Origin of the sequence: Paenibacillus sonchi (assembly GCF_016772475.1) — a bacterium.
In the GTDB taxonomy this organism is placed as follows: Bacteria; Bacillota; Bacilli; order Paenibacillales; family Paenibacillaceae; genus Paenibacillus_AQ; species Paenibacillus_AQ sonchi.
The window spans coordinates 1320077-1345328 of record NZ_CP068595.1; the positions used below are offsets into that span (position 1 = coordinate 1320077).

Consider the following 25252-nt stretch of genomic DNA (forward strand, 5'->3'; position numbering starts at 1 on the left):
GGAAATATGTGGATTGAAATCCAAGGGTTTCGAACTCCATACTACTGGCTAACAGCAGTCTTTTGTCCGCTAGCTCTTTTTTCTCACCAAGGTGCCATTTCTAGCTCTTCCTCCTTCCATGGCTCCTAGCAGATCCCATTTATGTTTGTTATCCTATCAAAAAAGACGCATCCACTGGATACGTCTTAGAGCAATATTATATTAAGCTTTTTTTGCATTATTTAAAAAGTTATGAACAAATGAAATACCACCATACTCGGGGAATTGCAAGTTAAACTTATCTATAAAGTATTGCTTTTGTTCCCTAGTTGCATGCTGTATTAATGAGTAATATAGATGTTTGGCTTTAGGCTGCTTATCTATCGCTTCATTAAGGAACTCAACGGCATCAGAGTAGTAGCCTTGATTTGCATGATATAACCCAAGATTTACTAGACTATTAAAATCCAGCTCCTTCTGGGACAATAATATACTATAGTAATTCATGGCCATGTCGGTTAGGTTTAAGGTGTAAAAATAATTCGCCAGTTGGTTGATTATACCAGGTAATTTGCAAAGCTGAATAAATTGATCAAATTTCTCAAACTCTTTTATTAGGAATAGCTGTTTGCTAACTAAAAACAATGAACTGGAATAATGTTTTAATAATCCTTCTTCCACAGATGAATTTTCAAAAAACAGCTTCTCCACAATTGAAGTCAACTGAGTGATATCATCATGATCCAAGATTCGCGTGATTTCATGAAGTCTTTGAAGGGAATTCCACTTAAGAGCACCCACAACCATCTGAACCCAAATCTGAAGTTTCCAATCCACGTCATTATTCACTTCAGGAATTGAAAGGGACATCCATTCTTCTTGTTTATCTGTTAAAATTGCGTAGCGAAACTGATCCAGAATATTAATATTATCCAACTTAGTCAGGTATTTTTCGTAATAATTAACCAACTCAGCCTGACCTAATACCAGCGATATTTTAAATAAAAGATTACATTCTGCTTCATTTCTCACATCATATATTTTATCTAGAAATCCTATTATTGCAGCAGGTTCTTCATTCTGACACAGCCATTCCACCAATTTTAATAACACTTTTGGATTTCTGTTATTTTTATTCAAGAGCTTGGACAACCAATATATAGCCTGCTGATTATCATTTAAACGAAAATAAATATCTACGAGCTGCTGCACCGGTGTCTCGAAACTGTACATCGGATCAACAAGCCAAATCTCTTGATTTCTTTTTGCTCTTTGTTCTGCGGTGTTAATTGCCTGTAAGTAAGATGCTATTGCATCGTCAAAAAAACCCAAGGTCTCAAAATGAATTCCCTTAATGGTATGATATTCTGAAAAATCCTTATATTTATATAATTCTTTTTCAGTCCAGCGCCATGAGGAGTCCAAACGACCATTCTTAAAGTACAAGCTTATAAGTCCCATCAAACAATGCGAGTACCATGCCTCTTTAGCCGTTGCACCTTTTGCTGCGCGTTCATAACATTGAAGCGCCTCCTCATCCTCCTTTCCAAAGCGATATTGGTTACCAAGTGTAAACCAATCGTAGGCGCTCAGTTTGTTAGCCTTCTTCATTTCATTAAAGATCGACATGTTCCGTTCATGCTTGCTCTTTTCTGTTACGCGTTGAAGCTGATACCCTGTATGATAAATCTCAAGAGAAATTTTTTTATGCAATAACTTCTCTTTACCGCCCCTTGTTAATTGTTCGTGAATAGGACGTTCAAAGTGTATTCCTTTAAAGTTTGGAAACAGACGTGTTACTGGAGCTGTCGTCATTTCCTCCTGATAATCTTTTTCCCGGTAAAATTAATGACTGGCAGTGTATAGGCAAGATGGGCCTGCGGCTTCTCCTTCTGGAGAAATTCGATCCATTTCGAATGATCATTTGAACCCAAATATTCATCCGCATCAAGTACTAAAATCCACTTTCCAGCAGCATGACGAAGCGATTCATTTCGGGCAGCAGCAAAATCATTGGACCATACGTAATCATAGATCTTTGCACCGTAGTTTTCCGCAATCTGTTTGGTTCTATCAGTTGATCCGGTATCAACGATAATAATCTCGTCAGCAATTCCTTTCACACTTTCCAAACAGCGTGACAAAAGAGCTTCTTCATCCTTCACGATCATACAAACACTAAGTTGCGTCATAAAAATAATCAGCCCTTTAAGTTAATTCTTTTGGTCAAAAAACAAACTATTTGCTGCGTACTGTGAGGTATATGCATTTTTTTGAACTTTAATGGCCCCTTGTTTTTCCAACCAGTCGCTGGCATTCTGTCTATAGTACTCCATCTTGGAAAGAATTATCTTATCAAATTCACTTAATTTCCGCAACCGGAGCTTATATTCAGTTGTAAGCAACCCCTTTTGAGATTCAATTGAAAAAACAAGCTGCTCTCTTTGTTCAGAGAAGGCAGCAAGTTGTTCATACCCTATTTGATCTATTGAGCGAACGATCTCTGCAGTCAGCAATTCCAACTCATTGATATACTTCTCCAGCGTACTCATTGAGCTTGTTCCGCAGTTGAATTCATTGATTTACTGGCTTCATACCATGCTTCACGTAATTCCATCAGATACTCAAGCACCTCAGTGGCGGGTTTCTTATCTTTCTTGAGATTTGACTGAATTAATTGAAAAATCATATATTCATAGACTTGATACAAACTTTTGGAAACGGGATAATCATGGTTTAGCGCTGCTATTAGCTCATTAATTACTGCCTGGGCTTTACATAAATTCGTATTAGCTTTTTCGTAATTTTTCTCGTCAATACCGGAGGTTCCCATGCGAATAAATCGAATGGCACCATCATAAAGCATCAACAGAAGTTGCGCCGGAGATGCTGTCTGTAATTGAGTCTGTTGATATTTTTGATAGGGTGAAGTAATCAAAGAAACTCCTCCTTGTTGGATTAAGATAACATACTCGTCAAACTTGAGGAAGTGCTGTTATACTTGTTCATAGCGGTTTCCATGGCAGTAAACTGTTTATAATACTGAGTTTCCTTCATAGTAAGCCTTTTATTTAAATCTGCAATTTTCGTTTCAAAATCCCTTAATTGATCGCCCATTTGACTGGATACCATAAAAGCAGTGGTTAAATCACTACTCACCTGCGAAGTCCCTGCTTTTTCATACATAGACGCTAGAGCAACATTATCGATTTTTTTCAGACGGTTAAACAGACCATCTTTAGGAGTAAAATCTGTTTTAGTTGAATAGTCGGTTTGTCCAAATAGAGCAGAGACTTTCTCAGGATCAGCATCCAGAGCAGCACGTAACTTTGTTTCGTCCAGAACTAGTTTTCCATTTTCACTGTATTTCCCTGTTGTAATACCTATTTGTGTCATATTAATTTTGGACCCATCTGGAAGTACAACATCCGTTATCATAGCCGATCTCATATCACTGAGTGATTTGTCAATAATCGAGTCATTTCTGAGCATACCACTTTTTGCTTTGGTCTCCCAGAGTTTGATCTCATCCTCTTTCATATCTCCCTTTTGTTCCGCGCTTAACGGCAAAAATTTCCTGAAACGTTCCTCAGATGTTTTTTGGTTCAGAGTGGCTATTGTCGCGTTATACGATTCCACAAAGGATTTAACCGTTTCGACCATCTTATCTACGTCCTGGGACACTTGGATCTGAGATGTTTCTCCAGCAGGTGTAGCGCCCTTCAAGGAAATGTTCACACCATTGATCGTGAAGTTATTGGATGACTGCTTTGTGGTTAACCCATTAATCTCAACAACAGCGTCCATCCCTTTGTTGACCGTAGTCATTCCAAGACTAGTTAGCAAATCACCTGATAATGTTATATTCTTTTCCCCTGTCTCCCTATTGGTAAAAGACATTTTACCAGAGGCAGTGTCATACACCGCAGTAACTCCCGTATTTTTATCGTTATTGATTTTCTTGACAAGTGAATCAATGGTTTCATCAGCCGAAAAATTAATTGTTGCTGTACCAATGGTAATACTACCCGCTCCATTAGAGTAAACCTCGGATATTTTCGTTGCATTAGCTACCCCGTTTGTGGATACAACGGAAGAAGCCGTTGCCAGATTGGAAACCTTAATATTCAAAACTGAGTTGGCTGCCGCTCCGGTAGCTGTAGCAGTTACGTTGGAAGCTCCTGTAACAGTAGCTTTTTTAGAGTTAATAGAATCGGTTCTACCAAAGGTAGTGAGCTTGTCGTTAAAACCAACCAAGGTCGTACTTATTGTACGGTAACCTTCTCTTTTCCACTCCAACTGTTGTTTTTGCTGATTCAGCTTATCCAAAGGAACTCTGGCTGCCGTCATTAATTTTTTTACCATTGAATCAATATCCATACCTGATGCCAGTCCGCCAATTCTCATATTAACCTCCTGATTTTATGCCTTTTCGTCCACAATTAGTCCGCTTAACTCCATCATATTTGCAGCTACATCTAGTAACTTCTCTGGTGGGATTTCCCGTATTAAATCACCTGTTTGCTTATCAAACACCTTAACCATTATGGCATGTGTCTGTTCATGAATAGATATTTTAAATGTTTTCTCCGGTCCTTGCACCGCTCGAATTGCCTTCTCTAACTGTTGAATCAGTTGATCTCTTTCAACAGGCAAACTTGCTGTCTCTAAAGCCAGTTCACTGCTTTTTAATGAGGTATCATTTTCACTGCTGCCCTTCGTTGGAAACACAACTCCCTGTACTGCAGCAGGAGTATTGCTGGGTACGATTTTGTTGCTCAAAGAATATACCTCCCCACATGTATTGAGCATCCATCTAGTAATTCAAGTTCGTTACTTTATATATCGGATTATAAGAAGTGAATATGTAGTCGGAGAGTATAAGAAAAAGAAAAGAGGCCTTGAAATTCAAGGCCTCTTCCCAAAAAACTATGAAGATTAACGAAGTACAGACAGGATACCTTGTGGAGCGGAGTTTGCTTGTGCCAACATAGATTGCGAAGCTTGCAGCAAGATGTTGTTCTTGGACAGAGCAACCATTTCCTTAGCCATATCCGTATCACGAATACGGGATTCTGCAGCAGACAAGTTCTCTACAGTAGTACCAATGTTATTCGACGTATATTCCAAGCGGTTTTGAACTGCCCCCAGTTTAGCACGCTCGGAAGAAACGTTCTTGATTGCTACTTCTACATTAGCAAGAGATGTAGTTGAACTCAAACCAGTAATCCCAGTAACTGTGATTGAACCAATCGAAATTGTACTAGTTGCTTTATCATTAACAGTAATATCTGCGCCAGCTGTGATGCTGATACCGTTAAAGGTAGTTTTCGTCATGATTTCGTCGATTTGATCACCCAGTTGATCCAACTCTTTGTCAATGTTGGCTTTATCACTTGTGCTGTAGGTTCCGCTTGCTTTTTGAACATTCAGTTCCTTCATACGAGTCAGCATGGAGGATACTTCGTTCATTGCACCTTCAGCAGTTTGTACGAACGAGATACCATCTTGAGCATTGCGTTGTGCCTGTTCCAAACCACGGATTTGACCGCGCATCGATTCGGAGATGGACAAACCAGCTGCATCGTCAGCTGCACGGTTGATGCGCAGACCGGAAGACAATTTCTCCATGTTTTTGCTAGTTGCATTAGTGTTCAGACCCATGTTGCGGTGTGTGTTTAAAGCCGGAATATTGTGGTTGATAATCATTTGATATTTCCTCCCTGAAATTATATTGTTCCCACATCCATGTGGTTAGCGTCTTCACAGGTCGGCCGCCCTGAAGAATTACCGCTCTAAATTATATATCGACCTTCTACTTGATATTGTTAATAGTAGACTTCATATTTTTTCTTGAATTCGGTATTTTTCTTTGAAACTACGCCCAAATATTTGGGTCATAAGGCTCACCCTTTTTTGTTATCCCCGTAACTTATACTCATTATCGCCTTCTGTACAGACTCCAGATCCATTACGGCACTCTGATTATTCTGCTGAATGGAATCAAATATCTCTTTACGATAGATATCAATATCCTTTGGTGCTGAAATTCCAATCTTTACGACATCTCCCTCAACAGCAAGGACGGTAACCACAATATCATTCTGAATCACAATGGATTCACCTTTTTTCCGGCTTAGTACCAGCATCAGGAATCACCGCCTTCATCAGTCTTTGGGGAATCTGTCCATAAGGGATGTTTGGTTGTGTACGTAGTGTTCTGAAGCACAATTTGTTTGCCTTTACGGTCTACTGTGTTAAAAATGAGTGGAGCCAGCAGATTGACCGATACCTTCGAACGATCACTGTGCCAGGTGACTATACAGCGTACAGAAACTTGTTTCTCATCCTTCACTCCTAGCTCGTAAATGGTATCCTCCGGCAGAATAAATTCATAATCCGGAACAAAATCAAATGGATTAACTGTAATGAAGGTTACCTCCGGTTGGTCTGCTGCACTCAGCAAACTAAATATATCGTTGTGTTCCTTCAGTGAAAATTCTTTTAACTGTTCGAAGCCGGGCAAGCCTTTAGAAAAGAAATATGCCGGTGTATTGGTTTCTAAAGTGATCTCTTGAGGTACACGATCTTGGGTCATTTGTCTCATCCTCCTAGGAATACTAGCAAAAGAAGCTATGGACTTCGTGTCCATAGCTTCTCATTTCGATTTCAAAGAATCAAGGCTTATCTCATAAAATCCATCAACGAGGGCTGTAATATCGAAGCAGAGGACTTTAGAGCAGCTTCATAAATAGTCTGTGCTGTTGTAGATTTAATCATTACTTCAGCAATATCCGCATCCTCAATCTTAGCCTGCAGCGTCGTCAGATTCAATTCCCGTTCATTCAAACGGCCCTGCACCAGTTCAACACGGTTAGTACGGGCTCCTACTTCAGATAGTGCTGCTTGCATTTTAGTAGACCTGGATTCAATTTTGCCAGCTTGCGCTGCAATACCTGTGTAGTTTTCACTACCTAGTGCTGAAATCAGATCGTCCATTACCTTATAAATATTATCACTGTCTGTAGATGCCCAAAAAATTCGCTGCCCGGTGTGTTCACCTGAAATGTCGACTGATCTCCAATCGCGTATTTCACTGCGCCAGAATCCGTATCAATCTGAGCGAAGTTGGTAACCGTGCCTGATAACTCATATGGAGGTTTGTCAAAATTTTGTCCGTTAAAAATATATTTCCCTCTAATTTGGGCATTTCCAATATTGCCTAATTGATCTTTAAGTTGTTCCACTTCCAGTTTGATTGCATCCAACCCGGACTTCGGGACGGTTGAACTTGAAGCCTGAACAGTCAGTTCCTTTAGACGTTTCATTACATCTGTGGCCTGCTGCATTGTGCTGTCGGTGAAATCTAGCCAGCTAACAGCAGCATCAGCATTTGTCTGAAACTGCTCATTTGAAGCTAGTTCTGCTCTATAACGCAGTGAATAGGTCACACCCACCGGGTTATCAGAGGGTTTATTGATCTTACGTCCGGTGGAGGCCTGATCGGCCAAGTCACTTCTAACACTGTTATTTCTGTTCAGGTTGCTGAGCGTCTGCATGCTCATCATCCCTTGGGTTACGCGAATAGACATGAATTCCCCTCCTTCCTCAGATTAGAGACCTACCCGGCCTGTTCCGTTAATTAGTTTATTTAGAAGCTCGTCAAATGTGGTCATAAATCTGGAAGCTGCACTGTAAGCATGCTGAAATTTAATCAGATCAGTCATTTCCTCATCCAGTGATACACCACTAACCGAAGCTCTGTTCAATTCCACTTGCTCTGTCAGCTGTTCTGCATTTTTCGCCTGGCGTTCCGCTTCCTGCGTCTGAACACCTAGTTGTCCTACTATAGAGGCGAAATAATCATCCATGGTTCCTGGCGTGGACAAGGCAGATCCAAAATCAAATTTGGCTGTCTTTAGCCCTGCCATAATCAGGGCCATATCGTTATTTCCGATAACAACCTTCTCGTTAGTGGTGCCAACTCCGGTGACACGCATAGAAGTGGAGATTTTGTTAGGGTCAGCTGCAATTAACGGATTGAGCGTAATATTGCCCGCTGTAATTGCTCCGCTATCCTTGGTAGTGAAGAGTGCTAGCCCTTTCTCCGGTGTTGCGCCGCTAACAGTGTAACCCAATTGCAGCAATCCATTAATTCCTTTGACGGTTACTTTGGTGTCCGCTGTTATGGTCCGGTTATTATTCGCATTCGAATATGTAACAGGTGTGCCATTGGCTCCGGTATTCAGGACAGTTCCTTCCGGTAAAACTGTTCCGGCAGGCAAAGTAATTTCGATGTCGCCATTAGCAAGTGTATTGGCAAGTTGGTTCATCTGATTCTTATAATCGGTTACGTATTTATCCCGGGACATAAACATACCATAGACTTCTCCGCCGGTAAGTGTCCCTCCGTCGTATGCCGCCTTTAGTCCATCCGCCGTTACTGCGGTTACCTGATCACCAGTCACAACCAATTGACCGCTCAAAGTCACTTGGTAACCGTCACTGAGCTGGGTAACCTGAACATTGGCCAGCTTGGAGAGCTTGTCGATGGCCAAGTCACGTTGGTCCCGGAGATCGTTAGGATTATCCCCCAGGCCTTCCAGCTTAGTAATGTTGTTATTAAGATCTGCTACTGTCTGTAATAGCGAGTTGATCTCTGTAGTTTTTAGAGAAATATTGCTGGTCAGGTCAGTGGTCAAAGCATCCAATTGCGTGCTGACTTGATTCATAGCATCTGTAAGCGCCTTTGTTGTTTCTTTGACGATTTTGCGGTTGGTAATATTCTCGGGATCCTGACTCAGGTCAGACCAGGCATTCCAGAAATTATCCAGAACCTTGCGGATACCGGTATCTGAGGGTTCATTCACAATAGATTCGAGCTTCTTCAAGGTGTCGAATCTGACATCCCAGCTTCCTGAATTTGAGCTTTCATTGCGGTATTGGTCATCCAGAAAACTCTGTCTCACCCGTTCAATCGACGTGAAATCGACCCCAGTGCCCATTTGTCCGGCTGCTGTAGAGCGCAAGAAACCATAGGCTTCCATAGGAAGAGAGGCTTGCATCTTCACGACTTGTCTTGAATATCCTTCTGTATTGACATTAGCAATGTTATGTCCTGCCGTGTTTAGTGCAGCCGTCTGGGTGTTCAGGCTTCGCTTGGCGGTTTCTATACTATGGAATGTTGAGGTCATTTTTTACTCCTCCAAAATTAGGCCCGAGAATCAAAAAGTCCGGAGCGTTGCACTCCAGCTGTTTTTCCCGCCGGGTGATGATAAGTAGCTTCTGTCTCAGAATAATAAGACATGCTTTCAATAGAAAAGTCTATATAGGAGAGCGCCTGTTCAAGAAGCTGTTGATTCAGCGTATTAGCTTCCTTCAGCCGCTGCAATGTGCCGGACAGCTTACGCTGCATATGGAATAACTGCTGTTTCTCTTCAGGGTCAAATACAAGCCTGGACAATTCAGTCAGGTTCAAATTCAGGTTGGAACGTATCCCCACTCCCTGCAAAAAAGCATATGCCGCTTGCATACGTTCTTCCTCCAACTGCTCGATCAGCTTCATGTGCTTAGACTCTTTATTAAGAAGTTGAATAAGATAATCTACTTGATTTGTCTTAATAGCGTCTTTCTTAACAGCGGCCAGATCCAGCATTTGCAAATGTGCTTCGTCCAGCCGCTCGAGTACTTCCAGCAAGGTTGTCAATGTCATGGATGGATTCACCTAATTCTCGGAGGATTGCTTAAAGTAGGGGGCGAGTGAGGCTGCGAGCTTGGCTGCGTCAACTTGGTAGGTACCTGCGGAAACTTGTTGTTTCAAGCTTTCTATTCTGCTGGCGCGTTCAGCGTCAACTTCCCCGCTCTTCTGTGCCTGCAGCAGCTTTATCGCTTCATCAGAGATCGAAACCTCATCCTTGCGTGTGCTTTTCTTCAGTTGTTCCTGTCTTTGCGTTTCTGCGTTGCGTTGATACGGGTTAATCGCATTAATACGTCCGGTCTCGTTAATTTTCATAACTTCCACCTTCCTTCTGGTATAAAAAAGCCGATAATCTTTACTAAGTTTATCGGCCATCTTTGAAACATTTTTTATAGCTGCAAGCGTTTTTTTACAGATTTAATTATTCGCGGAGCTTGTCAACGGCCCGGTATGCGCCTTCTCCAGGCTTTTTCTCGGCCTCTGCTGGAGCAATTTCTTTGGCTGCATTCGAAAGATCTTTACGCAACCGGCTGCGGCAGCTGTCGCACATGTGACCTTCCCGGATCAAGGTTCCGCAGACTTCACAAGGGTACATCATATTCGGCGCATTCGCTATAGAAATCCGGCCTTCACGGATAAAACGGGTGATTTCCTTAATCGGAATCTCCGTTGCATCGGACAGTTCCTGAATATTGGTGCCTCTGTTTTCACGCAAATAATTTACACAGATTTCATATTGATGCTCCAAATCCTTAACACAAGGCTGGCACAGCTCCATGATGTTTTTGACGTATAACCGGCCGCACCGCGGGCAATTATCCAGATTCATTTTCAGCAGCGGCTCCCTTCCATACATTTTGTGCTGCGTATAAATATCTTATGCTCCTAGATTACATGATTGCTGAGGCTTCGTCTATGATTAGTATCGGTTATATATACGTTATGTTTATATCAGTTTTACAAAAATATACTAAATACCTATGGAGAATATTCTTGATTTAAGATCGGGCCCAGGTCAAGCTGTAGATTTCCGCAGTACAGCCTAAGCTGGCGGCCAATAATGTTATGGTTTCCGCACAGGCACGGATCGTGCTTCCTGTTGTATAGATATCATCAACAATAATGATCTGCAAAGGCAGTGCCCCTCTCCCTTGTCCGGATGATTCAAGCCAATGGGCAAACTGTGAGCCAACTGCCGGGTCCGGATTGACTGCAAAAGCATGCTTCATATCCGCCAGCCGTTCGGCCCGGCTTTTAAAGCTCTGTTTGCCGGTATGATGGGTGCGGACCAGCAGCGGCAGCTGCGGAACCCCTCTGCACCGGGACAAAAAGTCCGCAAGCCGCTCCGCCTGATTGAATCCTCGTTCAGCAAACCGGGAATCACTGACGGGAACCGGAACCAGCAGATCGGCTTGCCATAAGCGGTTGCGTTTGCTTTTGAACGCAGGAATTAATGGATGTAGTTGCTTAGAACCTCCATCACGCGGCATCTGCCCCCGTTCTGATTGAAGGATGGAATAGGCCTGATCCAGCATCAATCCCAATACGGGCGCCAGACGTTCATTCCCGCGATATTTATACTGTCCCAGCACTTCACGCATCCCGCTGGTGTAGGCCACAGCACTGCGGTTGCAGACAATCGGAACCGGGTCGCTGCTGCGGCTGCAATCGGGACAGCCTACATGGCGGCCGCATTTGGGGCATCGCGGATGGCGAATCCAGGGGATTGAAGTTTGACAGCTCTTGCAGACTCCCGGAAGCTCTGAGGAAATTCCACTTTTTTTACCGCAGATGAGGCAGTCCGAAACGGACGAAGCCAGCAAAGAGTGGGTTATCTTCAACCATCTACTCATTAAGTTCATCTTCTTCCTTCCTATTCTAAGTACCCCTGTCTTCGGGCAATCGTATTCATAGTCCGGATCTGCGCAACCGCGCCCCGTTGTGATTTCGTCCATTGCGGAGAAAGAAAAATAACGGTTCCGGCCGGATCTTCTTTGGAGCGTCCAGCCCTTCCGGCCATCTGCACCAGTGAAGCTTCGTCAAAGAGGCTGCTGTCCGCATCCATAATCAACACATCACTGCGGGGGACGGTAACTCCCCTTTCAAGTATGGTGGTGGTGACGAGAAGCGAGATTGAGCGGCTGCGGAAAGCCGCAACCTTCTCCGTTCTTGCCGGGTCCTGTGAGGAGGTGCCCTCCATGGCCGCTCCGGGAAAGCTCTGGTGGAGAAGGGCCAGCAATCTTTCAATGTGGGCTATCCGCGACACAAAGAGAAAGATTTGTGCCTCACGGGCGAAGGATTTGCGAAGTGCCTGCAGCAGCTTTGCGGGCAATGCCCCGCGCTTCAAAGATATCTGGAGCGGAGGCACTTCCAAATGCTGCGGCACCGGCAATGGATGCCCGTGGAAGCGGACAGGCACCCTGGCATGCGGCAGCTTGCCGGAACGGGCCAAACGCTGCAGCTCTTCCGGCGGTGTAGCCGACAGGTAGATGAATGATCCGCCCGGTTTGCAGGCATGCTCCGCCGCAAATGCCAGCATGGGGTCGTTATGATAAGGATAGGCGTCAAGCTCGTCGATGATGACAAGGTCAAAGCTCTGGTGGAAGCGCAGCAGCTGATGAGTGGTGGCCAGGGTCAGCTGGCCAGGGGTCCAGCGGTCTGCGCTGCCGCCATACAGGACGGCGAGTGTCTCCGCCGGGAATGCCCCTGCGAGCCGCGGCGCCAGCTCCAGCACGACGTCGCGCCGCGGCGTTGCGACGAGTGCGCGGCCTCCGGCGGCGAGCACCGCCTCCAGGAGCGGGAACGTGATCTCCGTTTTCCCCGCTCCCGTGACGGCCCAGAGCAGGAACCGCTCTGGGCTGAATGCGGCGGAGCGCTGCCGCGGCTCCGCCAGGAACCCCAGCGCAGCGCCGGCGGCTCCCGCCTGCGCCGCGCTTAGCCCCCACCGGCGTGCCGCCACGGTGGGGAACCCCCGGCCGTGCACCGCACGGCCGGGGAGGCCGCGCTGCGCAGCAGCAGCGCGCAAGCCCGGCTGCGCCCGAGTGCGAGGCAGGCCTCGCAATAGGCGCAGCCCGCAAGGCCGCACGCGGCGCAGGCCGTGCGGCCCGTGGCAGCGCTGCCGCAGCGCAGGCAGCGCAGCTCCGCGCGGCGGGCGGCAGCGCCGCGCCGGGGCAGGCGCAGCTGCGGCAGGCGGAGCGCCGCAGCGTGCAAGAAGCGGCCGGCGAGGGCAGGAAGCCGGCCACCGCCTGCGCTGCGAAGCGCAGGCGCTTTACCCACAGCGGCCTCCAATCTCAGCCGCCCCTGCAGCTGGGCAAGCTGAGCTGCTGCACGCCACTGTCCAGCCAGTCCGGGAAGCCGTTCCGCAAGGAGTGCTTCCACTTCAGGCTCCAGCAGGGAGCGGCCCTCCAGCACTTTCACCAATAGTTCTGCCGCAGCTCCAAGATCCAGGTGTCTTCCGCCAACTTCAGCGTCTATCGCCGGTCTGTACTTTTCTGCTTCCATATACGCCTTCCCATGTTGTACAGCGATAACCTTCGCTGTATTAACCAATGTACAGACAGTAACTTCTTGATATAATCTCTCCTCGCACCAGCCTCCGCCTGCAGCCCGTTCCCCGGCAATCTCTCCCTTAAGAACCTCTGTCATATATTTTCCCCAGTCTTCTACCTGCCATTGCCGCCCGGCTCGGGTTGAACTCCAGCTCTCTCTCAGCTTCACGGCCCAACCCAGGGGAAGCGCGGAAGAGAGAATTACCAGTTTGTCCGCGGTCCTGGTATTCCAGCCCTCCCGTTCTTCTCCCGTCCCGCTCCACCATAATCTGTCTACATCCATTTCGAGTGAAACCCGAATCTCCCAGTCCCCGTTAAGCTCTACTGCGTATACTGCTGCCTGCAATCGCTCCGCCTCCTAAAATTTTGCTATCCTAATTTCTTTGAATCAGCTTGGGCGAAACCAGCATCGAATACCAAACTTAAGTTGCATCATCTTCCTGAAGATTCCGCTCCACAACTCAGCTCTTGAACTTCCTGCTGAACCATAAATAAGAATACAATCACACTAATGGGTAGATAAGGGATTATGCCTACACGCCCGCATATGTTGTACAATATGCAAGATCTGTGTCAATTTGGTGTGCTTAGGCAACATATTGTTGTACAATCTGCAGGATTTTTTGTTAATTTGGCGCACTCAGGACACAGAGTGTTGTATAACGTACAAGATCTTCGCCATTTTGGACTGCTTAAGACATACATTGTTGTATACCATGCAAGATTTTTGATGATTAACGGCAGCCAGGAGAACCCAGGCTTATTTGTGCTAGATTTCTTAGCTTCTTACTTTTTTTTGAAATGTACATTTCCCCAAAATAACAAAAAAGCACACTCCCCCAAATTTGGAGAGTGTGCTTCACCCGTTTCTTGCATTGCTTGCATATGATATGATTATTCGCCTCGCTTTGATCTGCATCCCTTGCTCCACGGCTTTTGCAGAAAAGGCAGAGGAACAGCTTGCCCCGGCTCTCTTAAATCCACTATGATGCCTGGCTGAAGCTTGCGGTCTGATTCCAAAAAGCCGATAGGAACAGCCGGGGCAAATTCCAGTGCCGAACCGCCCAGGGCAAGCCGTAAGGCTACATCCATCGTCGCATCACTTGACCCGTCATCCATTAAGGTTACCCGAAGCCTCTTTCCGCTCAGCAAAGCATGGAAGGTCAGCGCCCGGATATACCACTCCACCACATATTCATGATTACGGGTGATCAGAATGTAATGAAGCCGTTTGCCAGACTGGCCCCGCTCCCCTTTGTGCAGAATATGAACCAGTAATACCGCAATAGCATAGATGGCCGCAATCCATATTAACTGGGCTACCATGGAGATACACCTCCTCTTATACCGACACTATATGCCGATGATAAAAGGTCGGTGACTGCCCAGAGCAGACCCGCGCCTGCCTTCCTGCCTCACAATATACGGTTTCATCCATTCAGCCTGTACGTATACAGGGGGCTGCCTTTCATCCTTACAGGTACAACAACAATACTCTGACTGCAGCAGGGCAGCTGCAATCATTATATGTAATATTCAAAAACCAGCGGCGGATTAGAGGGTGACCCACCCATATTTAATCGAATTAATGACAGCCTGCGTACGATCGTCAACCTCCATTTTTTGCAGGATGCTGCTAACATGGTTTTTGACGGTTTTTTCGCTGATAAAGAGGTATTCCCCAATCATCTTATTGCTCTTGCCCTCCGCCATCAGCCGCAGTACTTCCGCTTCACGCCGGGTCAGGGGATTGTTGTCGCCAGCGACAAATTTGACACCAGCCTCTTTAACTGCAGTTTCTGCAATAGCTCCTGTCTCATTGAGGTACGTCATGCGGCGCAGCTGGTTAATCAGCTTCCCGGTGACCTTCGGATGAATGAAGGCATGTCCTTCACAGACAGAACGGATAGCATTGATCAGCGATTCTGCCTCCATATCCTTCAGCAGGTATCCATTGGCCCCCTTGCGCAGTGTTTCAAACACATAGCTCTCATCATCATGAATCGATAAAATGATCACTTTGACATCAGGGAACATTTCCCGCAGCTTTTGCGTGGCTTCCACACCATTTTCAATCGGCATGTTGATGTCCATCAGTACGATATCCGGTTTGTTCTCATTGCAGAATTCAAGCACCTGGATCCCGTCACCGCATTCCCCAATAACCTCAATATCTTCCTCCATATTTAAAATCCGCTTAAGCCCTTCACGAAACAACTGATGATCGTCGGCCAAAAGAACTTTGATGGGCGACTTGCCAATACTCTGGTTTTCCATCACATTACTCCTTTCCTTTTTCCACATTCGTCGGAATGTGAATTACGATTGTTGTGCCTTGATTCTCGGCTGACAGGATCTCCATTCTTCCTTCGAGCAGTTCCACGCGTTCCCGCATGCCGACCAGCCCAAAGCTTTCGCGGTTTGCCTGTTCACTGGTTTTTTTCACATTGAAACCTAACCCGTTATCCTTCACAACAATCTTGATCAGCTGTGCCTGATAGGTGATTTCCACCAATACGTAACTTGGAAAAGCATGCTTGGCCGCATTCGACAACGCCTCCTGCACCAGACGGTATACCGCTGCCTCCATGGCGGATGACAGCCTGTGCTCCTTACCCCTTGTTTCAAAAGAGGTTCGGATTTTCGTCTTTTCCTCGTAATCATGCACGTATTTTCGAAGTGTCGGAATTAGTCCTAAATCGTCGAGCGCCATCGGGCGCAGATTAAAGATCACCTTCCGCATTTCCTCCAGGCTGTACCTTACCTGCCCTTTCAAGTCTAGTACTTCGTCCTGTACCAACCCAAATTCCTGCTTTACCAGCATTCTTTCTACAATTTCCGTCCTTAGGACTAGATTCGCCAGCATTTGAGCAGGACCGTCATGAATTTCCCGGGCAATTCTCTTCCGTTCCTCTTCCTGAGCCAGGATTATTTTTAGTCCGATCATCTGTCTGTTTTTCGCAGATTCGACAATTCTAGTCACTTGTCCTAGTTCTCCGGACAGATATTCCAAAACAACGCTCATTTGCGAACCGATGGATTCAGCACGCTCTACCGAATTTTCGACACTGCGGACACGCATCTGCAGTTCATCGCGCCTGCTCCGAAGATAGACCTCCCGCTCCCTAGTCATCATGAGCTCAAGCTGAAGTTCTGTTGCTTTCTCATAAGCGACCCGGATATCCTTCTCGGAGTAGCGGACAAAATCCCGGCTGACCTCCGTCAGCCGGATCCGGGAGCGGTGGTACTGAAGCTCCAGCTTATCTACCTTTTGCAATGTTTCATCCGTTTCTTCCATAACCCGCTGCAGTTCTTTGGTGAGTGCAACAAGCTCATCCCGTGCAACCTGCAATATTTCAAATATCTGATACTTGCTGCTCTCCATCACGTCGATGGTATTCTTAATGACGCGATCTATCGCATCGGCTTGAAATTCCACGGATGCTTGCCCCATTTCTATCGGATCGTATTAAAGGCTTTCCTTCAATATTACCATATCACGATTCGATAGTTACGGTCTTCGTTTTCTGTTCCCATTTTACGGTTAATCCCAGCTGTTCCGAAACTAATCTTAGCGGTACTAAAGTCCTGCCCTGTAGGATTAAAGGCGCTACTTCAGCAGTTTGGCGTTTACCATTCAGTACAAATTCCTTTTTGTTAACCGTCAGGTCAAGCGCCTTGGCGCCACGGAGCACCATAATTTTCTTGGTGTTTTTATCCCATGCCGCACTGCCGCCAAAGGCATCCAAAACGACTTTAATCGGCACATAAGTGCTTGCATCTTTGACAATTGGAGCCACATCGATCGCCTTCTTTGCACCGTTGACCGTTATGGACTTGGAGCCGATGCTCATTGCAGCGGTTCCCTTCGGAAGTCCGGCTTCACTGGAGAGCGAAGGCATTACGAACGATATATTGTCAAAAGCAACCGTACCTGTCTTGGCCCGCTCATCCTGGCCTTCTTCCACATTGACCACATACAGGCGCTTCAGCGCTGCCGGGAATTTGATGCCGGAGCCTGACAGATCAATACTGAGGCTCTTCCAGCCGTTCCAATCGATTACTTTGGCCAGATCGATATAGGATATTTTTCCGCTTCCATCTACCACCTCAGCCCGAAGCCAGTTAAGACTCATATCCCCCATCACATCAAGCGACATGGAGGTTGCCGCAGCAGGAATGTTTTTGCCGCTGGTTCCATTAAGTTGGGCATAAGCGTACATCTTACCGCTGCCGGCTGTCATATCATAGCTGAGTGACAGCACTTTGGAGCCAGCCTTCTCTGCGCTGCCGGCCACCACTCCAGCTGTTCCGGTCACACCGTTAACATTGGATGTAAATGCAATAGGATAGCTTACGTTTTCGAAATTCTCCCATGGGGTGGACGCTGCTGCTGATAGTACAACTGCAGTGCTGAATCCGTCATAACGGGCGATAGCATAACCTGTCGTCACTCCAGGGTCTACCGAATCAACCGTCAATTTGCCGTCCTGCACACTGCCCTTAAAGCCAACAAGCTCCCATTTCAAGGATGCCGGCGGAACGGTAAGCGAGGCTCCATTTTCTGCCAAGGCTGTCACCGGCACTGATACTGATGCTCCGGGGGTGAGCGGCGCTGTAGCTGTCCCCACCGTCAGGCTGGATAAATTCTCACCACCCAGTACCGTTACCTCGGTCGAGGCACTGGCTGCGCCGCTGGCAGCCTTTATGGTCGCTGTACCGGCTTTGACTGCAGTGGCTTCCCCGCCATTTACAGTTACGCTGCCGTTGCTTGCAGTCCAGGAAGGGTTGCCTGCTGCTACATCAATTGGATTGTAGTAAGTGTCATAACCTTTTAAAGAGTACGTTGCCTTTTGCCCGATCAGCAGTACTGTGCTGCCGCTAATCTTGATTCCTTTCACTTCCCCCTTGGGAGCCGAGGTATAGACACCCAGGCCATTGACGATACTGCGCTGTTCTGTGCCGTATTCAGTATTGAAGGTAAGTGTGGCAGAGGTTTCAGCAAGCGGGCGGTCTACCATCGTTGTAGAGCCTCCTCCGTCCAGATTCATTCCTTTCCAGACACCGATGTTCGCCATGAAGTTTTGCAGCTCAGTCAGCGACATGCCGGCGCTGTTGGCATTATCCTCCACTGCGACCACGTACACATACTGTCCACTCTGCGAATAACCCAGTGCTGTACGGGCACGGAAGCCGCCGATACTGGAAGTCGAACGGGAAAAAGATGTCGCCTTTCCATCGTTCACCAGAATGGTATGCCCTCCGATCATCATCTGCAGGCTGGCCGGATCAAGCTCCTGCTGCGTGGATTTGGACTTCAGGGTGTAGGCACTGCTGAGCTTTTGCCCTACAGCGAGGTGATTTTTCACAAACTGTGCCCCAAGCCCGTGTGTCCGCAAGATGTAGGCTCCTTTGGGAACAGCCATGGACAAGGCCTTATCTGCTGAAATCTGGGTAATGATATCATTCTCTACAAGCACTTCTGTAGGGGTAGTAGAGCTGTTCTTAGGACGCTCCAGCGCGGTCCAGGCATCTGTATAGATGTAAGCCGCATTGGCATGACTATACGTTGAGCTGCCGTCCTCGGGGCTGTATGCACCCTTATTGATGCCTGCCAGCGGAAACTGCGCTCCGTCCTCAGCAGTAAGCAGCCCCTCGAACGAATACTGGTCGATTACGGGCTTGCGGTCCTTGGTCACAGCAAAGGCATACATTCCGTTAAGCTGCGAAGGTGTAGATACTACAACCCCGCCGGATACCTGTCCCCCGATTGGGGCGCCTTCACCGCCTGTATTGAAATAGTCGCCGTTTACCGCAGCTACCGCTCCGGTCTCCGCAGCCATGCCGCCGGTGCTTTGCCGTGTAGTTAATTTGCCGCCTTTGCCGGTCATTACATCTAGGGATACGTAAGGATTATTTAGATCTACGCGGATCACATCTGCCAGACCGGTCGCCGTTTTTCCGGAACGGACCGTAGTGAATTTATACTTCATCATAATAGCCCCTGAGGTAATAACCTCTTCACCCAGCTTGGTTACGTTCAGGGAGGAGGCTGCTTGGGCAACAGAGGCCGGTCCCGAAGCCCATTGCGGCAGCCCCTCACTGCCCAGGACAGGCATGATCCACAACACGCCGGCTAATGAGGCAGCAACCCACTTTTTAGCCGGCAGCTTTTTCATTCCCCGTAACTGCTCTTTGTTTTTCTTCCCCATGAAAACTTCATTCATTTCAACGTAACTCTCCCATCTCTATTTTCAAATATATGCGTCTTTCAAAGGCTGGAAACGTGTTCCTAGTTTCCTGCTATACCTTTAATAGACTGATTTTGAGAGGAAAAGTTGCGAATATTGCTAGACTGGGTTCAATTTGGCAGCTGACTGAAACAGTTCCCGGCATGCAAAAAGGCCCCGTATCCACGGAGCCTCAGTACAACATGATTTTTTATAAATATCCGGCCATGGTAAGCATCCGCTGCAGCATAACTGCAGCTTGGGCACGTGTGGCATTCCCCTGGGGCTGGAATTCAGTGGTTGTCATCCCCAGAATAATCCCTTGCTGCACAGCCTTCGCCACAAATTCGGCAGCCTGGTTCTGAATCTTGGAGCGGTCCTTAAATGCAGCCAATGCGGTAGCAGAAGTTCCATTTAGGGTTATTGGGTGTCCGGTGTACTCCATAGCCCGGATAATCATAATCGCCAGCTGCTCGCGGGTGATATTATCATTGGGACGGAATGTCGCATCCGTGTTTCCGGTAATGATCCCCGCTTTGGCAGCTGCACCAATATAATCACCGGTTTGTGTGGAAGGCTGCACATCTCTAAACCGCTGGGCCGTCTCACGGCTGCCAAGCAGCCCCAGCCCACGGCTCAGCATGACCGCAAACTCTGCACGGGTAATCTTTTGCTCGGGCTTGAAGGTACTGCCATAGCTGCTGTCGATTATATTCTTGGCGGCAAGCTGGGATACAATAGATTTGCTCCAATGGCTATTCATATCTGTAAAGCTCCGGGTCGAGAGAAATGTGCCCACGACCTGGTTGCCTACAGTACTGGCTGTAATCACTGTATAACTGCCAGCCGAACTCAGCTTGCTAGGGAGATAAGCGGCATCATAGTAGGCAAGATCCAGCCGGGCCGCCGAAGCCTGATCACTATTCAGCGTAGCTGTCGTACGGACCGCATATTCTGCTGGTACGCTCAGTGCGGTAGTGTTGGCATAATTGCTGCTCACCGCAGCGCTCAAGCGGATATCCATGAGTCCAGTGACGGTCTGAAGCCCCTGTGACTGAAGCTTCTGCTCGAACGGTGTAAAGGTTCCCGCAGGGACTTTTTCCAGCCGCAGCACAAGCGAAATGTTATTGCTGTCCGCAATCAAAGTCGCGGCAAGGCTGTTCATATTCACATCATTCAGCGCAAGACGGTATAAATGGTCGCCATGTCGCAGAAGAAAAGCAGCTTTACTGTCACGGTTGACTGCATCCAGCAGCGGCTTGAGCGGCACACTCACATAAGCTGACAGATCGGTTGAAGGCACCTCAAATGCTAATGCAGAGGTACCTTGTTTGTATACATAATCATAACCGGCAGCCAGGCGTTCAGCGGTCAGGTTATATCTTTTTACGGATTGGCTGTATACTGAACGGTCATCTGCTGCTGTAGCGGAATCCGTTTTGAGCAGAGGATATTCTTTTCCGAACTCACTCGCTGCCAGCGTTCCCAGATATGATGGACGGCCAGCTGTTGAGGAATTCCCTGCCACCCCCGTCATATTCTGCACCGACAGCGCGGTGAAGGGAGTTAAGAGATTCCCGTTTTGATCCGAGATCGTCCCTGAACCTGACATGTAGGATAAATCAACCGTTTGACCGCTCTTCACAACACTGGATAACATCAATTTAAGCGTACTGCCCGAGATGTAGTAGGATTGTATACCAACCGTGCTGCCGTCAAATCTGACTCCAAATTGATTGGCGTTCAGCCCTGAAGAAGCTTGCATGGTTTTGCTGAATGTCACCAGCAGTTCGTCGCCCGTTATTGTTGCTGAACTGATATCTGAAACTGTGGTTCCCGAAATGTTCACGGACTGCTGATTCAAATAGGGAGCGCGGTTACCGTTAAGATCGGCGATCCCCGAAGTCCCCGGTACATATGAAACTGTAGTCGGCTGATTAACCGCCAGCGCACTCTGGAGCGTCAAGGTGACTTGAGTGCCGCCTGCGGCTACTGCCGTAACGTAGTTAGGTTTACTGCCAACCAGAACGGAGAATTGGCTGTTCATTGGAAGACTGCCTGAGGATATTCCCTCGTTATACGTCAGTACAATTTTGTTGCCGGAACCGGCCGCACTCTGAAACACCGGTGGCACATTATCAGCACTGTTGCGGATATAAAAATCGCTAAAATTTGCTACACTCTGCCCATTCGTATCCACTACGGGATAAGAGCCCGCAGAGTAGGCTACACGGATTACCTGGGTGTTCGTTGCAGCGTTATCTAAACTTAAATTCAGCTTTGCGCCACTCGACGATATAGCGTTGACCCCAAGAGAATAACCATCCGCATAGACGCTGAACTGGCTGTAGGCATTAGGATTGACCGCTTGCAGGGTATCATTAAAATTCAGCAATACGGTTTTCCCGGTAAGCGTCCCGTCCTTTATAGTAGTCAGTGCGGACTGGACTCCATTCGTTACCTGATACTGCGAGAAGGTACTGGCATTATTCCCGCTCAAATCCTGAATGGGGCGCAGTCCGCCTGAATAGCTGACTTTGATAATCTGGCCAACAGTAACCCCTGTACTCAATTTGATATAAATACTGGCTCCCTGAATAGAAATACTGTCAATAGCGCGCTTCTCATCATTAACAGTAACTGCAAAGCTGGAGGGCAGCAGCGCTGCCTCCGTTTTCAGCGCCTCGTCATAATTCAGACGGATCGTGCGGTTATTATCCACCAGGGCCGACTTGAGCACGGGAGCAGTCTTGTCCAGAGAATAGGTCTGGAAGCTCCAGGCATTTTTGCCGCTTAGTCCACTGTAGATCACTTGGCTGTTATTGGCATCCACAAAGGCGCCATTCGCAATATCCAAGTAGTACGTCGTATTATTATCTAACGCTGCAGCGGGAGTTACGATGAACTCTTTGGCTGAGGAACCCACTGAGAGGGTTGATTCCAGCTTCGTTCCATCGCCTTTATACAGGATTACCGGACCGGCCACCGCATTATTAAGAACAACATTCCGGTTAAAGGTAATTTTGATCGGCGGATTTAGACTTACTGATTCGCTGCGGTCTGCCGGAGAAAGGGTCTCGATGCCAAACCCCTTGACTTCACTTGTTGTATAACTCCATGTAAGCGGACCTGACGCCGGGAACAAATTTCCATCCTGGTCATGAAAGGCTCCCTGCGGCACAGTAACGGTATACATAGTTTTTTCCAGCAGGGTATTCGCTTCTGAGGCCGCATCTACTGTAATTGTCGGCGTACCGCCTCCGGTAACCGCTGTAGAATTGACGTTAAAATATCTGGCTCCCCCCGTAGCGTTAACCGGTGTCAGCGAGATCACCCCGCATTCGGCATCATCGGACGGTCAAAACCTAGCTGAAGATCACTAGCAGGATTTACTCCAGTAGAACCCCCGGTAGGAGAAACGTTGGCGACTGCTCCGGTGCTTTTGGCTGTGAAGCTCCACATGCTGCCGCTGGAAACCCCGGAAAATGTCCGATTCTCATCATCTTTTAACGCATAGTTATCAATTAATACATAATATGTACTCCCTGGGTTCAGCTTACTGGCCAATGTCATACTTACAGTAGTGGTAGTCCCATCGGTCTGCACATTAACATTAGGTTCTCCGTCCCTGAATTTGAACTCCTGAACAAGCGTGTTATCTGCTGAAGAGATAAGTTTGGCGGACCCTCCACCTTTTTGCAATTTTTTGCCCAGCTTGAAGCTTAACTGATTTCAGGGCCGCAGAATCCGGCCGCGAGTTGTTCACCGGCGAGAACTCCGTTATCGATACTCCCTGGCTTGTTTCCGGAGAAGTGGTAAACTCCCATGAAGCCGCTGATGACTCAGCTCCAGACCCGTCTTTGAACAATCCCTTAGGGATCGATACGGTATAGCTCTTGTTAGGCTCTAACGGCTTGTCAGCCCCCCATCTGATTTCATAGTAATTAGAGCTGCCGACCAAACCCAGAGTGCCAACAGATACAGTGACAAAGGGGTTCCCTGCCTGAGTTATTGTGATCTCCCCGCTCTGCGGGTTTACCACACGGTCAAAACTCAATTTGATCGAGGAACCTAAGCTGATATTTTTTTCTCCTGCAGCCGGCGAAGTTGCCGACATTCCAAATTCGCCCGCAGCATAAACTGCCGGTGTCCCAAGTCCAAGTGATGGGGAGACAGTCCCCAAGAGCAAATCCCCTGCCAGAATGAGTGCTGCCCATATGGTAATTTTCCTTTTCATGTGGTGATAGACTCCTCTCAAGCCAAACTTTCGTTTTTACATATATTCTTTTATTTCGGTTAAAAGGCTTCCAAAGTTTAGAAGACGTCCCAGGTGAAACAAGGCAAATAGAAATCAGTGAATTTTCAGGTACGCAAAAAAACCCGCAGCAGCTGGCTCCAATGATCGAAGCGCTGTCCTGCGGGCTTGCATATAATAAGGAATATAAAAACCTACAATAGCTTATAATCCAGCCTGACCCCTCAGCATTTCTGCTTTATCCACGCGCTCCCAAGGAAGATCAACATCCGTCCGTCCAAAATGACCATAAGCGGCGGTTTGTCTATAGAGTGGTTTGCGCAGATCCAGCATTGAGATAATACCGGCTGGCCGCAGATCAAAATTGCTGCTGATCAGCTCAGCCAGCTTTTCTTCACTGATTTTGCCTGTTCCGTATGTATCTACATTAATCGAGACAGGGTTAGCTACACCAATCGCATACGCCAATTGAATCTCGCATTTGTCAGCAAGCCCTGCAGCTACCAGATTCTTAGCCACATAACGGGCTGCATAAGCTGCGGAACGGTCGACTTTGGTCGGATCTTTCCCTGAAAAAGCCCCGCCTCCGTGACGGGCATACCCGCCATAGGTATCGACAATTATTTTGCGCCCGGTTAGACCGGCGTCTCCTTGCGGACCGCCAATGACGAAACGGCCAGTAGGGTTAATGAAATATTTAGTGTTCTCGTCAAGCAGTTCCGACGGGACCACCGGCAAAATAACATATTCCTTAATATCCGCCTGAATTTGTTCAAGCGAGATTTCTTCGGCATGCTGGGTAGAGACAACTATCGTATCCACGCGCACCGGTCTTTCATTATCATATTCAATTGTGACCTGGGTTTTGCCGTCCGGACGAAGATAATTGAGCGTTCCATCCTTGCGCACCTCAGAGAGGCGGCGGGCAATACGGTGAGACAAGGCAATCGGCAGCGGCATTAATTCAGGCGTTTCATTTGTCGCAAAACCAAACATCAGCCCTTGGTCACCCGCACCGATATTCGCCGTTTCCTCGGCAACTTGGGCAGGGTCACGATTTTCCAATGCAGCGTTTACACCTTGTGCGATATCCGCCGATTGCTCATTCAGCGAGGTCAACACTGCACAGGTATTGTAGTCAAAACCATATTTTGCGCGGGTGTAACCAATCTCCTTGAGGGTATTGCGCACAATTGCCGGGATATCTACATACTCCGACTTGGTGCTGATTTCCCCAATAACCAACACCAGACCGGTGGCAACAGCTACTTCGCAGGCTACACGGGCATTGGGATCATTAGCCAAAAATGCATCAAGGACTGCATCGGATATCTGATCGCAGATTTTATCGGGATGCCCTTCCGTTACGGACTCTGAAGTAAACAAATGACGTCCTTTAATAGACAATACAACAACCTCCCATATTGTTAGTCTGACACTGTATAAGGGGATGCTTCAACGGCTGCCGGATCAGATGAATTGTGTAATATATAGAACCGGCAGATCCGCTTCCAACTTGAATTTATCTATTCCCCAGACTCAA

The 25252-nt window shown here is 47.4% G+C and carries 22 protein-coding genes and 2 pseudogenes; all 24 read right to left on the reverse strand.

What is annotated here, in order from left to right:
* Positions 1–201: 201 nt before the first annotated feature.
* A complete protein-coding gene (locus JI735_RS06125; protein WP_233476274.1) occupies positions 202–1794 on the reverse strand; it encodes a tetratricopeptide repeat-containing glycosyltransferase in 1593 nt (530 codons plus the stop codon).
* Entirely contained in the window at positions 1791–2150 is a 360-nt protein-coding gene (locus JI735_RS35380; protein WP_233476275.1) for a glycosyltransferase family 2 protein, read from the reverse strand. The genes JI735_RS06125 and JI735_RS35380 overlap by 4 nt, the downstream gene beginning before the upstream one ends.
* A 42-nt stretch (positions 2151–2192) precedes the next feature.
* On the reverse strand, positions 2193–2531 hold the full coding sequence (locus JI735_RS06130) for a hypothetical protein (RefSeq protein WP_039832682.1): 339 nt from the start codon (positions 2529–2531) through the stop codon (positions 2193–2195).
* Entirely contained in the window at positions 2528–2917 is a 390-nt protein-coding gene (gene fliS / locus JI735_RS06135; protein WP_039832683.1) for a flagellar export chaperone FliS, read from the reverse strand. Before fliS ends, JI735_RS06130 begins: the two co-directional genes overlap by 4 nt.
* Positions 2918–2937: 20 nt before the next feature.
* Complete coding sequence (gene fliD / locus JI735_RS06140; RefSeq protein WP_039832684.1) at positions 2938–4386, reverse strand: flagellar filament capping protein FliD; 1449 nt, start codon at positions 4384–4386, stop codon at positions 2938–2940.
* A gap of 15 nt (positions 4387–4401) precedes the next feature.
* On the reverse strand, positions 4402–4761 hold the full coding sequence (locus JI735_RS06145) for a flagellar protein FlaG (protein WP_267919181.1): 360 nt from the start codon (positions 4759–4761) through the stop codon (positions 4402–4404).
* A 156-nt stretch (positions 4762–4917) separates the two neighbouring features.
* Entirely contained in the window at positions 4918–5688 is a 771-nt protein-coding gene (locus JI735_RS06150; protein ID WP_039832685.1) for a flagellin N-terminal helical domain-containing protein, read from the reverse strand.
* Between the two features lie 197 nt (positions 5689–5885).
* On the reverse strand, positions 5886–6128 hold the full coding sequence (gene csrA, locus JI735_RS06155; protein WP_039832686.1) for a carbon storage regulator CsrA: 243 nt from the start codon (positions 6126–6128) through the stop codon (positions 5886–5888).
* Positions 6128–6577 carry a flagellar assembly protein FliW gene (locus JI735_RS06160; protein ID WP_051051414.1) on the reverse strand — a complete coding sequence of 150 codons (450 nt, stop codon included), beginning with the start codon at positions 6575–6577 and terminating at the stop codon, positions 6128–6130. The genes csrA and JI735_RS06160 overlap by 1 nt, the downstream gene beginning before the upstream one ends.
* 86 nt (positions 6578–6663) lie before the next feature.
* Positions 6664–7571 (reverse strand): annotated as a pseudogene (gene flgL / locus JI735_RS06165) (flagellar hook-associated protein FlgL).
* Positions 7572–7592: 21 nt separating this feature from the next.
* Entirely contained in the window at positions 7593–9173 is a 1581-nt protein-coding gene (gene flgK, locus JI735_RS06170; RefSeq protein ID WP_039832688.1) for a flagellar hook-associated protein FlgK, read from the reverse strand.
* Between the two features lie 17 nt (positions 9174–9190).
* Positions 9191–9691, reverse strand: a complete 501-nt coding sequence (locus JI735_RS06175; RefSeq protein ID WP_020432289.1) for a flagellar protein FlgN — start codon at positions 9689–9691, stop codon at positions 9191–9193.
* 12 nt (positions 9692–9703) lie between these two features.
* Entirely contained in the window at positions 9704–9991 is a 288-nt protein-coding gene (gene flgM / locus JI735_RS06180; RefSeq protein WP_020432287.1) for a flagellar biosynthesis anti-sigma factor FlgM, read from the reverse strand.
* Positions 9992–10097: 106 nt separating this feature from the next.
* Positions 10098–10505, reverse strand: coding sequence for a TIGR03826 family flagellar region protein (locus tag JI735_RS06185; RefSeq protein ID WP_039832692.1), 408 nt, complete (start codon positions 10503–10505; stop codon positions 10098–10100).
* 169 nt (positions 10506–10674) lie between these two features.
* Positions 10675–11529: a ComFC family protein gene (locus JI735_RS06190; protein WP_157771231.1), complete on the reverse strand. Its 855-nt coding sequence runs from the start codon at positions 11527–11529 to the stop codon at positions 10675–10677.
* 20 nt (positions 11530–11549) lie between these two features.
* Positions 11550–13570 (reverse strand): annotated as a pseudogene (locus JI735_RS37720) (DEAD/DEAH box helicase).
* Positions 13571–14118: 548 nt separating this feature from the next.
* Positions 14119–14550: a glycosyltransferase family A protein gene (locus JI735_RS06200; protein ID WP_051051500.1), complete on the reverse strand. Its 432-nt coding sequence runs from the start codon at positions 14548–14550 to the stop codon at positions 14119–14121.
* Positions 14551–14778: 228 nt separating this feature from the next.
* The gene (locus JI735_RS06205) at positions 14779–15501 is read right to left on the reverse strand and encodes a response regulator (protein WP_020428493.1); all 723 of its coding nucleotides are present in this window, start codon (positions 15499–15501) and stop codon (positions 14779–14781) included.
* 4 nt (positions 15502–15505) lie between these two features.
* A complete protein-coding gene (locus tag JI735_RS06210) occupies positions 15506–16663 on the reverse strand; it encodes a sensor histidine kinase (protein ID WP_025703624.1) in 1158 nt (385 codons plus the stop codon).
* A gap of 58 nt (positions 16664–16721) precedes the next feature.
* Positions 16722–19451 carry a stalk domain-containing protein gene (locus tag JI735_RS06215; protein WP_202677194.1) on the reverse strand — a complete coding sequence of 910 codons (2730 nt, stop codon included), beginning with the start codon at positions 19449–19451 and terminating at the stop codon, positions 16722–16724.
* 214 nt (positions 19452–19665) lie between these two features.
* Positions 19666–22788: a SwmB domain-containing protein gene (locus JI735_RS06220; protein WP_202677195.1), complete on the reverse strand. Its 3123-nt coding sequence runs from the start codon at positions 22786–22788 to the stop codon at positions 19666–19668.
* Positions 22785–23060 (reverse strand): hypothetical protein, encoded by a 276-nt coding sequence (locus tag JI735_RS06225; RefSeq protein WP_233476276.1) that lies wholly within the window; start codon positions 23058–23060, stop codon positions 22785–22787. Before JI735_RS06225 ends, JI735_RS06220 begins: the two co-directional genes overlap by 4 nt.
* A gap of 49 nt (positions 23061–23109) precedes the next feature.
* Positions 23110–23691, reverse strand: a complete 582-nt coding sequence (locus tag JI735_RS06230) for an Ig-like domain-containing domain (RefSeq protein WP_202677197.1) — start codon at positions 23689–23691, stop codon at positions 23110–23112.
* Between the two features lie 222 nt (positions 23692–23913).
* On the reverse strand, positions 23914–25116 hold the full coding sequence (metK, locus tag JI735_RS06235) for a methionine adenosyltransferase (protein WP_025704049.1): 1203 nt from the start codon (positions 25114–25116) through the stop codon (positions 23914–23916).
* Positions 25117–25252: the final 136 nt, after the last annotated feature.